We start from the raw sequence: 14,849 nt of genomic DNA on the forward strand, positions 1-14,849 counted from the left end.
AGGCCCGACTTACTGACATCTAGAGAGCATCGCCCCCATGGGTATCAAATGCGGCATCGTCGGCCTGCCTAACGTCGGCAAGTCCACCCTCTTCAATGCCTTGACCAAGGCGGGCATCGCCGCCGCCAACTTCCCGTTCTGCACCATCGAGCCGAACACCGGCATCGTGCCGGTGCCCGATCCGCGGCTGGACGAACTGGCGGCCATCGTGAAGCCGCAGCGCGTGATTCCCACGACCATGGAATTCGTGGACATCGCCGGCCTGGTTGCCGGTGCCTCGAAGGGCGAAGGGCTCGGCAACAAGTTCCTCGCGCACATCCGCGAAACGGACGCCATCGCGCACGTGGTGCGCTGCTTCGAAGACGGCAACGTCATCCATGTTGCGAACAAGGTCGACCCGATCGCCGACATCGAAACGATCGACACCGAGTTGGCGCTGGCCGATCTGGAGTCCGTGCTGAAGGCGCTCGACCGCGCCACGCGCTCGGCAAAGGCGAACGACAAGGACGCGCTGGCACGCAAGCCGGTGCTCGAGAAGCTCGCCAAGGCGCTCGATCAGGGCAAGTCGGCACGTTCCGCTGGCCTGGATGCCGAGGAAAAGGCACTGGTCCGCGACATGTTCCTGATCACGATGAAGCCGCTCATGTACATCGCGAACGTCGCGGAAGATGGCTTCGAGAACAATCCGCACCTCGACGCCGTGCGCGCTCGCGCGCTGGAAGAGGGTGCCGAGGTGGTGCCGGTGTGCGCCGCCATCGAGGAAGAACTGTCCCAGCTGGAAGACGCCGACCGCGACGAGTTCCTGAAGGATCTCGGTCTCGAAGAGCCGGGCCTCAACCGCGTGATTCGCGCGGGTTACCGTCTGCTGGGCCTGCAGACCTACTTCACGGCTGGCGTGCAGGAAGTCCGCGCGTGGCAGGTTCGCGCCGGCTCGACGGCACCGCAGGCCGCAGGCGTCATCCACACCGATTTCGAGCGCGGCTTCATTCGCGCCGAAACGATGGCCTACGACGACTTCATCAAATACAAGGGCGAGCAGGGCGCGAAGGAAGCCGGCCGCCTGCGCCTGGAGGGCAAGGAATACCTCGTCAAGGAAGGCGATATCCTGCATTTCCGCTTCAACGTCTGAGGCACCCGACCGGCTTTCGCTGGAAGCCGGTCGTTCCAGATAGTTTCTGCGGCACAGGCAGGGCACGGCCTAGCGTCCCTGGTGCCTCAGGGCACAATTGAATCGCTTGCAATCGAATAGTCCGGCCCCTACATTGGCCCTATGAGCAAGCCGTCGCTACCCCAGGGTCTCGAGCCGCCGCGTACCGTCGACGGGCAGCTCTGCTTCGCCCTCTATTCGGCGAATCTGGCGATGGGCAAGCTCTACCGCCAGTTGCTCGCCAAGCTCGACCTCACCTACCCGCAGTACCTGGTGATGCTGGTGCTTTGGGAGGGCGACGGCATCACGGTGTCCGAGCTGGGCGACCGGTTGTTTCTCGATTCGGCCACGCTGACCCCCCTGCTGAAGCGTCTGCAGGCCGCCGGTCTGGTGGCGCGCACGCGCAGTACGCAGGACGAGCGCCAGGTCATCGTGACCCTCACCGAACAGGGCAGGGGCCTGCGCGAGCAGGCAGCGCAGGTGCCGGTGGATGTGTTCTGTGCGACGGGCTGTGAGATCGACGAGCTGCGCAGTCTGAAACATCAGCTGGAAGTGCTTCGCAGCAATCTCGTTGGCGACATGCGCGACTGAGGCTCAGCCCTGCGGCGAAGTCATCTGCCGCTGCATGTGATCGAGATACTGATCGAGTTCGCCCACATTGGCGAAAACCTCTGCCACCGGCACCGCCTTCACGATCTCGAAGACCTTTTTCACCTGCGGCTGCGGGTTGAGCAGCAAGGTGCGGCCGTCGCGGTCGTGCAGTTGGCGGCGCAACTGGGCCAGGCTGCGCAGGCCCGCGCTGCTGATGTATTCCAGCGCCGAAAGATCGATGACCAGCGTGCCGCCGTTGTCCACCAGTGGCGTGATGTCGCGCATGGCTTCATCGAACGCGGCGAACGTCGCGGCATCCAGGCGCCCTTCGAGCCATACGGTGCTGCGGTCGGTCGCGGGGCTTTCGCTGCGGACGATCAGGGTCATGGCGCGGACTCGTCGGAAGGATCGAAGCGGATGACGACACGATTGCCGTGTTCGTCGCGTGCATAGTGAAAATCGCTGGCGATGCTGCGGGCAAGGTGCAGGCCCAGTCCGCCGATATCGCGCTGGGCGATGTCGCCAGGCAGGTAAGGCGGTTCGTGTTGCAACGGGTCGAAGGGCATGGCGTCGTCGCGCAGTTCGAGGTGGACCACATCGGCATTCACTTCAAGAACAATGTCGATGCAGCCGTCGCGCCCGTCAGGATAGCCATGGCGTACGGTGTTCACCAGCAACTCCTCGAGCACGAGGCGCACGTCGGCGCGGCACGAAGGCTCTACGTCCGCGCGGTCCAGTGTGCCTTCCGCCCGGTCCAGTGCGAGGAACACGTCCTCGAGGCGGTTAGGAATGCGCAACCGCATCGAGCGGAACTCCCGTAGCGTCGCTGTCGTGCCAGGTCAGGGCGAGCACGGCGATGTCGTCATAGGCCGGTGCACCGTCGATATACGCGTCCACGTCGCCAAGTACCTGCGCGACGTACGCCGCTGGCGCGGCACCGCTCTCGACGCGCGCAACGCTGTCGAGGATCGCAGGGGTGCCGTAAAGGCGCTGGTTTCCCGCATGCGCCTCGCTGACGCCGTCGGTATACATGAGCACGGTATCGCCCCCTAGCAGGCTGAGTACGCGCACAGGGTAGCGCGCATCGCGGTCGAGGCCGAGCGCCGGGCCCGTCTCCATGTCCACGAGCGTGGCCGTACCGGCGGCATGAAGCACCGGCTGCTCGTGGCCGGCGCTGGCGAGGGATAGCAAGCCGGTTTCCGTTTCGATCACGCCGCAGAGCAGGGTGACGAACATGCAGGTGTCGTTGCCCTTGCAAAGCTCCCGATTCAGCGCGCCCAGTACATCGCTTGGCGAGCGCGCCTGGGTGGCGAGCGTGCGGGCGAGGGTAATCGTGCGCGCCATGAACAACGCGGCGGGAATGCCCTTGTCGGACACGTCTCCGACCATGACACAGACATGGCGGGCGCCCAGGGTGAAATAGGTATAGAGGTCGCCACCGACCGCACTGGCAGGGCGTAGCGCCGCGTTCACTTCAACGCGGCCGCCGGCCGCCAGCCAGTGTGGCTCCGGGATCAGGGCGAGCTGGATCTGCCGGGCGATTTCCAGTTCGCTTGCCATGCGCTCCTGCTCACGGGCGACCCGTTTGGCGCTGTCGATATGTCCGGCCAACTGGTGGCGCATCTGGTCGAACGCTCGTGTCAGTCGGCCCACTTCGTCATTGCGGCGTACCTGCGGCAGCGCGAAATCGAGCTTGCCGCGGGCGACGTCCTCGACGCGTTCGGAAAGCACGACCAGCGGGGCCATGAGGCGCCGGGTCATCACAAGGGCGATCAATGACACGCCTGCAAGCGCGAACAGCCCAAGGAGGATGTCAACGGAGTAGGTGCGGCGCAGGTCGGCGAGCAGCTCGCGCTCGGGCATGGTGAGGCCGAAGGTCCAGGTCGTGCCGGGGATCGGTACGAAGTACACCCATACCGGTTCGCTGACGCGCCCGCCCATCTCGGGCGTGATCCGCACCGGGTTGTGCCGTTCGCGAATGGCCGTGAGCAGGGGCTTGCTGCCGCGCGTGCCGATGTAGGACGTCCAGTCGTGGGCGAGAAATTCCCCACTGGCGTCGATGACGAACGCCACCGCATGGTCCGGCTTGCTCAGTGCGCCCAGCAGCTGCTGCAGCCAGCCGAGGCTGATCGTGGCATCGGCGACGCCAATCACGGGGACGGTCTTGCCGGGGATGGCGACCGAGTAACCGACGAGCGTGTCCTGCCGACCGACCGTGTGAAAAGGCGGCTGCCAGCAGCCCCTGTCGCAGTTGAGGCCGCGAACGAACCAGGATGAGGTCCAGTACATCTCCGGATCGTCAAGGCGGCTGCCCATGCGCACGGTGCCATTGGCCGCGCGCCGCGCCACGGGGGCATCGGCGGCGCGAGGGGCGGAGGTATCGCGCGGTACGAAGGCGGCGCTGATGTCCACCAGTTCCGGGTTCACGACCAGGGCGTCGTGGATCAGGGCCGGCGCCTCGTCGCGCCGCGTCGCCAAGACCCCGGCGAGCACCTGCGACACCTTCGCCACCCCCTCGATGCGACCCTGGATGCGCGTCGCGGCCCACCCTGAGACGGCGGCGGCATGCCGTTCGGTCTGCTTGAGAACCTGTTCGCGCGTATGGGTGAGCAGCAGCCCGCCTGTGACGATCAGAACGATCGCCGACCCCAGGAGCACACCCAGGGCGAGCCGCGTGGCGACGCTGCGAAAGACCATCGGGCGACTCCGGGGGGTATGCAGCGCAATCTAAGCCGCGCCGGGCGACCCGACAAGCCGCCGGGACGCCATAATGTGACTTTTCCCAGCAAGGTAGGGCCATGTCCGGCATCCAGCGCGAAGTCGAATTCCGTTTCCTCGCCCAGCCCACCGACGTGAACTTCGGCGGCAAGGTTCACGGCGGTATGGCCATGAAGTGGCTCGACCAGGCGGGATACGCCTGCGCGGTCGGCTGGAGCGGCGCATATTGCGTCACGGCTTCGGTGAGCGGCATCCAATTTCTCGCGCCTATCTTGATCGGCGACCTCGTCACAGTGCGCGCTCGCTTGATCCACACCGGTACGTCGAGCATGCATCTGGCCGTAGACGTGCTGGCGCGTGACCTGCGTAGTGGTGAGGAGCGACTGGCGACCAGTTGCGTGATGGTCTTCGTGGCCCTCGACAAGCCCGATGGCGGCAAGCCCACGCCCGTGCCGCCTTGGAAGCCCGTCGAAGAGAAGGACATTCGCCTGCAGGAATACGCCATGAAGCTCATGGAAATGTCCCGCGCGATGGAGCCACTGGTTCTGGCGACACGCCAGGCCTGATCGAGCCCACCTTTTAAGTGTGCAGAAGTTGTTGACAGCTTCGAGGGCGGTCGCGACAATAGGCGTTCTTTGTTGGAGGAATACCCAAGCGGCCAACGGGGGCAGACTGTAAATCTGCTGGCTTACGCCTTCGGTGGTTCGAATCCACCTTCCTCCACCAGACGAGTTCCGCGCAGTGCGGGAGTAGTTCAATGGTAGAACTTCAGCCTTCCAAGCTGATTGTGCGGGTTCGATTCCCGTCTCCCGCTCCATTGTTTCTACGCGCGTTGCGTCACGTGCTCATGTAGCTCAGTCGGTAGAGCACTTCCTTGGTAAGGAAGAGGTCGCTGGTTCGATTCCAGTCATGAGCACCATCTTCGTCGTCCGCGGCGGTTCCTTTTTTTATATCTCATTGGCTCCAGCGGAGTTTAGCGCTCATGGCAAAGGGTAAGTTCGAACGTAAGAAGCCGCACGTCAACGTCGGCACCATCGGTCACGTCGACCACGGCAAGACCACGCTCACGGCTGCCCTGACGAAGATCGGCGCCGAGCGTTTTGGTGGCGAGTTCAAGGACTACGGTTCGATCGATGCGGCGCCGGAAGAGAAGGCGCGCGGCATCACGATCTCGACCGCACACGTGGAATACGAATCGCCGAAGCGCCACTACGGCCACGTCGATTGCCCGGGCCACGCTGACTACGTCAAGAACATGATCACGGGTGCGGCGCAGATGGACGGCGCGATCCTGGTGTGCTCGGCCGCTGACGGCCCGATGCCGCAGACTCGCGAGCACATCCTGCTCTCGCGTCAGGTCGGCGTGCCGTACATCGTGGTGTTCCTGAACAAGGCCGACATGGTCGACGACGCCGAGCTCCTTGAGCTGGTCGAGATGGAAGTCCGCGAGCTGCTGTCGAAGTACGAGTTCCCGGGCGACGATACCCCGATCGTGCACGGCTCGGCGCGTCTGGCGCTGGACGGCGACCAGTCGGAGATCGGCGTGCCGTCGATCATCAAGCTCGTCGACGCCCTCGACAGCTGGATCCCGGAGCCGGAGCGTGACATCGACAAGCCGTTCCTGCTGCCGGTCGAAGACGTGTTCTCGATCTCCGGTCGCGGTACGGTGCTGACCGGTCGTGTCGAGCGCGGCATCGTGAAGGTGGGTGACCCGGCCGAAGTGGTTGGCCTGAAGGACACCCAGCAGACGACGGTCACGGGCGTGGAAATGTTCCGCAAGCTGCTGGATCAGGGTCAGGCCGGTGACAACGTCGGCGTGCTGGTTCGCGGCCTGAAGCGTGAAGACGTCGAGCGCGGTCAGGTGCTGGCCAAGCCGGGTTCGGTTACGCCGCACACCGAGTTCGAGGGTGAGGTGTACATCCTCTCCAAGGACGAGGGCGGTCGCCACACCCCGTTCTTCAGCAACTATCGTCCGCAGTTCTACTTCCGTACCACGGACGTGACCGGTTCCATCAAGCTGCCGGAAGGCACCGAGATGGTGATGCCGGGTGACAACGTGAAGATCAGCGTCACGCTGGGCTTCCCGATCGCCATGGACGAAGGTCTGCGCTTCGCCATCCGCGAAGGTGGCCGCACCGTCGGCGCCGGCGTGGTCGCTAAGATCATCAAGTAAGAACGACGCCGGATCTTCGGATCCGGCTGCCGGTCGCGAGGCGGGTGGGTCATCGACCGCCCGCCTTCGCGGTTCCACTGTTTCACCTTGTACGCCAGTAGCTCAATTGGCAGAGCAGCGGTCTCCAAAACCGCAGGTTGGGGGTTCGAGTCCCTCCTGGCGTGCCACTCCCGAGTGCGCATGAATACGAAGGCACAAGAAGCCAAGGGTCTGGGCCCGGCCGATATCGGCAAGCTGGCGCTTGCGCTGGTCGTGCTCGTTGCCGGCATCGTCGGTTTCTACTATTTCAGCGATAACCCGAGCGTGCCGTCGTTCGCGCGCGTCGTCGGCGTCATCGTCGCCGTCGTTGCCGCCATGGCGATCGGCGCTTTCACCGTTCCGGGTCGCAAGCTGCGCGGCTTCGTCGCCGAATCGCAGTTCGAGTTGCGCAAGGTCGTCTGGCCGTCGCGCGACGAAACTCTCAAGACGACCGGCATCATCATGGTTGTCGTCGTCATTCTTTCGCTGCTGATGGGCTTGATCGACTGGTTGTTGAAGTCGCTCGTGCTCGATTGGCTGCTTAAGCTCGGACATTGAGGTAAGGCATGAGCAAGCGCTGGTACGTGGTTCACGCCTATTCGGGGTTCGAGCAGCAGGTTCGCAAGGCTCTGGACGAGCGCGTCAAGCGCGAAGGCATGGAAGAGAAGTTCGGTGAAATCCTGGTTCCGACCGAGGAAGTCATCGAAATGCGCGGCGGCCAAAAGCGTCGTAGCGAGCGCAAGTTCTTCCCTGGTTATGTGCTGGTCCAGATCGAAACCGATACGAGCGGCAAGACCCCGCGTATCGATGACGAGTGCTGGCACTTGGTCAAGGAAACCCCGAAGGTCATGGGTTTCATTGGCGGCACCGCCGATCGTCCGCATCCGATTCGCGATACCGAGGCTGATGCCATTCTCAGCCGCGTGCGCGAAGGCGTCGAAAAGCCCCGCCCGAAGGTTCTCTTCGAGCCAGGCGAGATGGTTCGCGTCACCGATGGTCCGTTCAACGACTTCAACGGCGTCGTCGAGGAAGTCAACTACGAGAAGAGCCGCCTGCGCGTCGCGGTGCTCATTTTCGGTCGCTCCACGCCGGTCGAGCTCGAGTTCGGCCAGGTGGAAAAAGCTTGAGGTAACGTCCTGGCTGGCTCTGCCAGCCCTCCGGCACAGGGTTTGCATAGCCCGCGTGAGGAGCCTATAATGCCCGGTTCACGCTGGAGCTTTCGCTCTGGCGTGTCCGTGTTTCAGGGGTTCGCAGGTGCGTACCTACCAACGTCCAGGGATGGTTCTACAGCGAGGAGCCGCAAGGCGCTTGCACTCGCGAGGAAAGTTAAATGGCAAAGAAAGTCATTGGTTACATCAAGTTGCAGGTGAAGGCCGGTCAGGCTAACCCCTCGCCGCCGGTCGGTCCGGCGCTCGGTCAGCGCGGCCTGAACATCATGGAGTTCTGCAAGGCCTTCAATGCCGCCACGCAGAAGCTCGAGCCGGGTCTCCCGATCCCGGTCGTGATCACGGCCTACTCGGACCGTACCTTCACCTTCATCACGAAGACCCCGCCGGCCTCGATCCTCCTCAAGAAGATCACGGGCGTGGCCAAGGGCTCGCAGAAGCCGAACACCGACAAGGTGGGCAAGGTCACCCGCGCCCAGCTCGAGGAAATCGCGAAGCAGAAGGAGCCGGATCTCACGGCTGCCGATCTGGATGCCGCCGTGCGTACGATCGCCGGCAGCGCGCGTTCCATGGGTCTGGTAGTGGAGGGTTAAGACATGGCAAAGCTCACCAAGCGTATGAAGGCCGCTACGACGGCCGTGCAGCCCGGCAAGACCTACGGTCTCGACGAGGCGCTGAAGATCGTCAAGGACAACGCCAAGGCGAAGTTCGCCGAGTCGGTGGACGTTGCTGTCCGCCTCGGTATCGACGCGAAGAAGTCGGATCAGGGCGTGCGCGGCTCGTCGCTGCTGCCGCATGGCACCGGCAAGACCGTTCGCGTCGCCGTGTTCGTTCCGCCGGGCGAGAAGGCTGAGGCCGCACTGGCCGCTGGCGCCGATGCCGTGGGTATGGACGACCTCGCCGAGAAGATGCAAGCGGGCGATCTGAACTACGGTCGCGTCATTGCCACGCCGGACGCGATGCGCGTCGTCGGTAAGCTCGGTCAGGTGCTCGGTCCCCGTGGCCTGATGCCGAACCCGAAGGACGGCTCGGTTACCGCCGACGTCGCCACGGCCGTGAAGAACGCCAAGGCTGGCCAGGTCAAGTTCCGCAACGACAAGGGCGGCATCATTCACGCCACCATCGGCAAGGCGAGCTTCGAAGCCGCCCAGCTGGCTGACAACCTCAATGCGCTGATCGCCGATCTGCTGAAGGCCAAGCCGGCCGCAGCGAAGGGTCAGTACATCCAGAAGGTGTCGCTGTCGAGCACCATGGGCGTGGGCGTGCCGGTCGATACCTCGACCGTGAATACCTCGGCCAAGTAAGTGTTACGACCCTCGCCGGCATGGCCGGCGGGGGCACGTTTTTGAGGGCGCCCCCGGTCGCAGGATCGGGGTAGCCGTCAAAGACCGTAGGCGCGAACAGCGCGCGACGACGACGAGCAGGGAGCTCGTGTTGGCAAGGAAACGCCGTCGTCGGTAGCGGGTTTGCTTAATCGGAGGCCTTCGTGGCTCCGGCCTGCGTAGATGGTGCAGCCCCTTCTGGTATTCGTTTCGAATCTGGAAAGGCCACCACCCGGGATGCTCGCATCCCCGACGTCAGGACGATGTCGCCCAGGACCGCAAGCGGCAGGAGCCGTGAGCGGAGTTCATACGAGGAGTGCAATGTGGCCCTTAATCTCTCCCAGAAGCAAGAAGTAGTCGCCGAGCTGGCAGAAGTCGCCGCGAAGGCTCACTCCTTGGTCGCCGCCGAATACGCGGGCACCACGGTCTCTCAGATGACCGCGATGCGCAAGAAGGCCCGTGAGTCGGGTGTGTTCCTGAAAGTTGTCAAGAACACGCTCGCCGCCCGCGCCGTGGCCGGTACCGAATTCGAGGTCGTCAAGGACGCCCTGGTCGGTCCGCTGCTCTATGCGTTCTCGACCGAGGAACCGGGCGCCGCTGGCCGCCTGATCAAGGAATTCGCGAAGACCAACGACAAGCTCAAGCCGAAGGTCGTCTCCATCGAGGGCAAGCTGTTCGATGCCGCGCACGTTGAAGTGCTCGCATCGCTGCCGACCCGTGAAGAGGCCCTGGCCATGCTGGCCCGCGTGCTGGCCGAGCCGGTCACGATGTTCGCTCGCGCCATCAAGGCCGTTGCGGACAAGCAGGGTGGTGGCGAAGTTGCCGCCGAAGAAGCCCCGGCCGAAGCCTGATCTGTCTCGACTTTTCTCATTCGAAACCCCATTTCAGAAGGTAAGAAACAATGTCCACCCTGACCACCGAACAGATCGTTGAAGCCATCAAGGCCAAGTCCCTGACGGAAATCATGGAACTGGTGAAGTCGATCGAAGACACCTTCGGCGTCTCCGCTGCTGCTCCGGTTGCCGTTGCTGGCCCGGCTGCTGCCGCTGGCCCGGCTGCCGAAGCGCAGACCGAGTTCGACGTGATCCTGAAGTCCGCCGGCGACAAGAAGGTCGACGTGATCAAGGCCGTCCGCGCCATCACCGGCCTGGGCCTGAAGGAAGCCAAGGACCTCACCGAAGCCGGTGGCGTCGTGAAGGAAGCTGCGTCGAAGGAAGACGCCGAGAAGTTCAAGAAGGATCTCGAAGCTGCCGGCGCCACGGTCGAACTCAAGTAATCGGCGCCTTGCGCGCCAGTTGTTCGACATAGCGTCAAGCGAGCCTGGGGGCGTAAGCCCCCGGGCTTTGCCCGTTTCACCGTTCCATCGTTTTACTGCTCCACGTGTCCCGTCGGAAATGGGACATCGCGATTCGAGAGCGCCGGCACGGGCTCCGCGGTTCGAATCCCGATCTCCGATTTTCGATTCATTAACTGTTAGCCGGCGCCCCCTGGCCGGCATCATGAAACCGAGGCGGTACCCAACATGACCTACTCGTTTACCGAGAAGAAGCGCATCCGTAAGGACTTCGGCAAGCGGCCCCCCGTGCTGGGCGTGCCCAATCTGCTGACGATCCAGACCGACTCGTACAAGGAATTCCTGCAGGAGCAGGTCAACCCCAAGCAGCGTGAGGACAAGGGTCTCCACGCCGCCCTGAAGTCGGTGTTCCCGATTTCCAGCTACTCGGGCAACGCCGCCCTCGAATACGTGGACTACCGACTCGGTGAGCCGGCGTTCGACGAGCGCGAGTGCCGCAACCGCGGCATGACCTTCGGTGCGCCGCTGCGCACCACCGTGCGCCTGGTCATCTATGACAAGGACAGCCCGGCCTCGAAGAAGGCCGTGAAGTATGTGAAGGAGCAGGAGGTCTACATGGGCGAGATTCCGCTCATGACCGAGACCGGTACCTTCATCATCAACGGCACCGAGCGCGTCATCGTCTCGCAGCTGCACCGTTCCCCGGGCGTGTTCTTCGACCACGACCGCGGCAAGACGCACAGCTCGGGCAAGCTCCTGTTCTCGGCCCGCGTCATTCCTTACCGTGGCTCGTGGCTCGATTTCGAGTTCGATCCGAAGGACGCGCTGTTCACCCGTATCGACCGTCGCCGCAAGCTGCCGGTGACGGTGCTGCTGCGCGCGCTCGGCTATACCAATGAAGAGATGCTGAGCATCTTCTTCGAGCACAACGTGTTCCACCTCGGCAAGAAGGGTGGCGTCACGCTCGATCTCGTCGCCGAGCGCCTGCGCGGTGAAACCCTCTCCTTCGATCTCGTGATCGACGGCAAGGTGCTGGTCGAGGCCGGCAAGCGCATTACTGCGCGTCACGTGCGTCAGCTCGCCAACGAGAAGATCACCACGCTCGAAGTGCCGGACGACTACCCGGTCGGCCGCATTGTGGCGATCGACATGGTCGACAAGGACACCGGCGAGATCATCGCTGCGGCCAACGACGAGTTGACCGCCGAGCACCTCGAGCGCTTCCGCAAGGCGGGCATCGAGACGGTGCCGACGCTCTACGTGAACGACCTCGATCGCGGTGCGTACATCTCGAACACGCTGCGCATCGACAACACGCGCACGCAGCTCGAAGCGCTGGTCGAAATCTACCGGATGATGCGTCCGGGCGAGCCGCCGACCAAGGACGCCGCGCAGAACCTGTTCTTCAACCTGTTCTTCACCTTCGACCGCTACGACCTGTCGGCCGTGGGTCGCATGAAGTTCAACCGTCGCGTCGGTCGCAAGGACGTGATCGGCCCAGGCGTGCTCTACGACCACCGCTACTTCTCGGAGCGCAAGGAAGAAGAATCCCAGCGCCTGGTGGCGGAGCAGGGCGAGACGTCGGACATCCTCGACGTGCTGCGCGTGCTCATCGACATCCGCAACGGTACCGGCACGGTCGACGACATCGATCACCTGGGTAACCGTCGCGTGCGTTCGGTCGGCGAAATGGCGGAGAACACCTTCCGCATCGGTCTCGTCCGCGTGGAACGCGCGGTTCGCGAGCGCCTGTCGCTGGCCGAATCCGAAGGCCTGACCCCGCAGGAGCTGATCAACGCCAAGCCCGTCGCGGCAGCGGTGAAGGAGTTCTTCGGTTCGTCGCAGCTCTCGCAGTTCATGGACCAGAACAACCCGCTCTCGGAAGTCACCCACAAGCGTCGCGTGTCGGCACTTGGTCCAGGCGGCCTGACCCGCGAGCGCGCCGGCTTCGAAGTGCGCGACGTGCATCCGACCCATTACGGCCGCGTCTGCACCATCGAAACGCCGGAAGGCCCGAACATCGGCCTGATCAACTCGCTGGCTGTGTACGCCCGCACCAACGCCTACGGCTTCCTCGAGACGCCGTATCGCAAGGTCGAGAACGGCAAGGTCACCGACAAGGTCGATTACCTCTCCGCGATCGAAGAAGGCGACCACGTCATCGCGCAGGCGAACTCGCCGCTGACGAAGGAAGGCAAGTTCATCGAAGACTTCGTGTCGTGCCGCTTCCGTGGTGAATCGGAGCTGCGTCCGTCGGCCGAGATCAACTACATGGACGTCTCGCCGATGCAGACCGTGTCGGTCGCGGCGGCACTCGTGCCGTTCCTCGAGCACGATGACGCGAACCGCGCACTCATGGGCGCGAACATGCAGCGCCAGGCCGTTCCGACCCTGCGCAGCCAGAAGCCGCTCGTTGGCACGGGCATCGAGCGCGCCGTGGCGCGTGACTCGGGCGTGACCGTGTCCGCGCGTCGTGGTGGCGTGATCGACCAGGTCGACGCGGCACGTATCGTCGTGCGCGTGAACGAGAACGAGGTCGGCGACGATGACGCCGGCGTCGATATCTACACGCTGACCAAGTACACCCGCTCCAACCAGAACACCAACCTCAACCAGCGCCCGCTGGTGAACGTCGGTGACGTGGTGGCGGTGGGCGACACGCTGGCGGACGGTTCCTCGACCGACCTCGGCGAACTCGCGCTCGGTCAGAACATGCTCGTCGCGTTCATGCCGTGGAACGGCTACAACTTCGAAGACTCGATCCTGATCTCCGAGCGCGTGGTCCAGGAAGACCGCTACACCTCGATCCACATCGAGGAACTGACCTGCATCGCTCGCGACACCAAGCTGGGCGCCGAGGAAATCACCGCGGACATCCCGAACGTCGGTGAGCAGGCGCTCGCGCGTCTGGACGAGTCCGGCATCGTGTACATCGGTGCGGAAGTGAAGGCGGGCGACATCCTGGTCGGTAAGGTCACGCCGAAGGGCGAGAGCCAGCTGACGCCGGAAGAAAAGCTGCTCCGCGCGATCTTCGGCGAGAAGGCTTCGGACGTGAAGGACAGCTCGCTGCGCGTGCCCCCGGGCATGGACGGCAATGTCATCGACGTGCAGGTCTTCACCCGCGACGGCATCGAGAAGGACAAGCGCGCCAAGCAGATCGAAGAAACCGAACTGAAGCGGATTCGCAAGGATCTCGACGACCAGTTCCGCATCCTCGAAGGCGCGATCTACGCTCGTATGCGCTCGCAGCTCGTCGGCAAGTCCGCGATGAGCGGCCCGGGTGGCCTGAAGCGTGGCACTGTCATCGACGACGCCTACCTCGACAGCCTCAAGAAGGACGACTGGTTCAAGATCAACGTCAAGGAAGAGGAAGTCTCCGAGTTCCTCGAGCGCGCGGCCGAACAGGTCAAGCGCCATCGGGAGAACTTCGATAAGCGCTTCAAGGAGAAGCAGGGCAAGATCACCCAGGGCGACGACCTCGCGCCGGGCGTGCTCAAGATGGTCAAGGTCTACCTGGCCGTTAAGCGCCGCATCCAGCCGGGCGACAAGATGGCCGGCCGTCACGGTAACAAGGGTGTCGTGTCGATGATCGTTCCGGTCGAGGACATGCCGTTCTCCGCCGACGGTCGTCCGGTCGACATCGTGCTGAACCCGCTGGGCGTGCCTTCGCGTATGAACATCGGCCAGATCCTCGAGGTTCACCTCGGCTGGGCGGCAAAGGGTCTTGGTCACAAGATCGCAGCCATGATCGAGGCCAACGAGAAGCCCGCGAAGCTGCGCGACTTCCTGGACGAGGTCTACAACCACGGCAACGCCGGTGCCGAAGGCGCCGTTCGCCACGTCGATCTCAAGTCGATGTCCGACCACGAGATCATCGCGCTGGCGAACAACCTCCGCGACGGCGTGCCGATGGCTACGCCGGTGTTCGACGGTGCCGAGGAGTCCGAGATCAAGCACATGCTGAAGCTCGCCGATCTTCCGGAGTCGGGCCAGACCACGCTCTATGACGGCCGCACCGGCGAGGCATTCGATCGCCCGGTCACCGTCGGCTACATGCACATGCTGAAGCTGAACCACCTCGTCGACGACAAGATGCACGCGCGTTCGACGGGTCCGTACTCGCTCGTTACCCAGCAGCCGCTGGGCGGCAAGGCGCAGTTCGGTGGCCAGCGCTTCGGCGAAATGGAAGTCTGGGCGCTCGAGGCATACGGCGCGGCGTACACCCTGCAGGAAATGCTGACCGTCAAGTCGGACGACGTCCAGGGCCGCAACCAGATGTACAAGAACATTGTGGACGGCAACCACGAAATGGCCGCGGGCATGCCGGAATCCTTCAACGTACTCGTGAAGGAAATCCGCTCGCTCGGCATCGACATCGAACTCGAAGAGATCAAGTGATCGTCGCGGCTACCGGAGATTA

The 14,849-nt window shown here is 63.7% G+C and carries 14 protein-coding genes and 4 tRNA genes; 15 read left to right on the forward strand and 3 right to left on the reverse strand.

Annotated elements, in window-relative coordinates; all coding sequences use genetic code 11:
- Positions 1–37 precede the first annotated feature (37 nt).
- Both ychF and IM816_RS03735 read left to right on the forward strand, forming a co-directional pair.
- A complete protein-coding gene (gene ychF / locus IM816_RS03730) occupies positions 38–1,129 on the forward strand; it encodes a redox-regulated ATPase YchF (protein WP_072322764.1) in 1,092 nt (363 codons plus the stop codon).
- 141 nt (positions 1,130–1,270) lie between these two features.
- Positions 1,271–1,738 carry a MarR family winged helix-turn-helix transcriptional regulator gene (locus IM816_RS03735; RefSeq protein ID WP_250339850.1) on the forward strand — a complete coding sequence of 156 codons (468 nt, stop codon included), beginning with the start codon at positions 1,271–1,273 and terminating at the stop codon, positions 1,736–1,738.
- Positions 1,739–1,741: 3 nt separating this feature from the next.
- Here IM816_RS03735 and IM816_RS03740 read toward each other — a convergent pair whose 3' ends face one another.
- From IM816_RS03740 to IM816_RS03750, 3 genes are read right to left on the reverse strand one after another with little or no spacing between them, the layout of a single operon-like run.
- Positions 1,742–2,125 carry an STAS domain-containing protein gene (locus tag IM816_RS03740; RefSeq protein WP_072322766.1) on the reverse strand — a complete coding sequence of 128 codons (384 nt, stop codon included), beginning with the start codon at positions 2,123–2,125 and terminating at the stop codon, positions 1,742–1,744.
- Positions 2,122–2,541, reverse strand: coding sequence for an ATP-binding protein (locus IM816_RS03745; RefSeq protein ID WP_072322767.1), 420 nt, complete (start codon positions 2,539–2,541; stop codon positions 2,122–2,124). The genes IM816_RS03740 and IM816_RS03745 overlap by 4 nt, the downstream gene beginning before the upstream one ends.
- Complete coding sequence (locus tag IM816_RS03750; RefSeq protein WP_250339851.1) at positions 2,522–4,435, reverse strand: SpoIIE family protein phosphatase; 1,914 nt, start codon at positions 4,433–4,435, stop codon at positions 2,522–2,524. Before IM816_RS03750 ends, IM816_RS03745 begins: the two co-directional genes overlap by 20 nt.
- Before the next feature lie 101 nt (positions 4,436–4,536).
- Here IM816_RS03750 and IM816_RS03755 point away from each other — a divergent pair, with 101 nt between their 5' ends.
- The 13 genes from IM816_RS03755 to rpoB all read left to right on the forward strand — a co-directional run bounded on the left by IM816_RS03755 (position 4,537) and on the right by rpoB (position 14,827).
- Complete coding sequence (locus IM816_RS03755) at positions 4,537–5,022, forward strand: acyl-CoA thioesterase (RefSeq protein WP_250339852.1); 486 nt, start codon at positions 4,537–4,539, stop codon at positions 5,020–5,022.
- A 74-nt stretch (positions 5,023–5,096) separates the two neighbouring features.
- A tRNA-Tyr gene (locus IM816_RS03760) sits at positions 5,097–5,182 on the forward strand.
- Positions 5,183–5,199: 17 nt separating this feature from the next.
- Positions 5,200–5,273: transfer RNA gene (locus IM816_RS03765), tRNA-Gly, on the forward strand.
- A gap of 26 nt (positions 5,274–5,299) precedes the next feature.
- A tRNA-Thr gene (locus IM816_RS03770) sits at positions 5,300–5,375 on the forward strand.
- 63 nt (positions 5,376–5,438) lie between these two features.
- Positions 5,439–6,629 (forward strand): elongation factor Tu, encoded by a 1,191-nt coding sequence (gene tuf, locus IM816_RS03775; RefSeq protein ID WP_250339853.1) that lies wholly within the window; start codon positions 5,439–5,441, stop codon positions 6,627–6,629.
- Positions 6,630–6,720: 91 nt separating this feature from the next.
- Positions 6,721–6,796, forward strand: a tRNA-Trp gene (locus IM816_RS03780).
- A 13-nt stretch (positions 6,797–6,809) separates the two neighbouring features.
- A complete protein-coding gene (gene secE / locus IM816_RS03785) occupies positions 6,810–7,205 on the forward strand; it encodes a preprotein translocase subunit SecE (protein ID WP_072324080.1) in 396 nt (131 codons plus the stop codon).
- A gap of 8 nt (positions 7,206–7,213) precedes the next feature.
- Positions 7,214–7,774, forward strand: a complete 561-nt coding sequence (gene nusG / locus IM816_RS03790) for a transcription termination/antitermination protein NusG (RefSeq protein WP_072324082.1) — start codon at positions 7,214–7,216, stop codon at positions 7,772–7,774.
- A gap of 203 nt (positions 7,775–7,977) precedes the next feature.
- Entirely contained in the window at positions 7,978–8,406 is a 429-nt protein-coding gene (rplK, locus tag IM816_RS03795; protein WP_045829444.1) for a 50S ribosomal protein L11, read from the forward strand.
- A 3-nt stretch (positions 8,407–8,409) separates the two neighbouring features.
- Complete coding sequence (gene rplA, locus IM816_RS03800; RefSeq protein WP_072324084.1) at positions 8,410–9,117, forward strand: 50S ribosomal protein L1; 708 nt, start codon at positions 8,410–8,412, stop codon at positions 9,115–9,117.
- 341 nt (positions 9,118–9,458) lie between these two features.
- Entirely contained in the window at positions 9,459–9,986 is a 528-nt protein-coding gene (gene rplJ, locus IM816_RS03805; RefSeq protein WP_072324086.1) for a 50S ribosomal protein L10, read from the forward strand.
- A 50-nt stretch (positions 9,987–10,036) separates the two neighbouring features.
- Positions 10,037–10,411: a 50S ribosomal protein L7/L12 gene (gene rplL / locus IM816_RS03810; protein ID WP_072324088.1), complete on the forward strand. Its 375-nt coding sequence runs from the start codon at positions 10,037–10,039 to the stop codon at positions 10,409–10,411.
- A 246-nt stretch (positions 10,412–10,657) separates the two neighbouring features.
- Complete coding sequence (rpoB, locus tag IM816_RS03815; protein WP_250339854.1) at positions 10,658–14,827, forward strand: DNA-directed RNA polymerase subunit beta; 4,170 nt, start codon at positions 10,658–10,660, stop codon at positions 14,825–14,827.
- Positions 14,828–14,849 lie beyond the last annotated feature (22 nt).

It is taken from the genome of Luteibacter flocculans, from assembly GCF_023612255.1.
Classification (GTDB): Bacteria; Pseudomonadota; Gammaproteobacteria; order Xanthomonadales; family Rhodanobacteraceae; genus Luteibacter; species Luteibacter flocculans.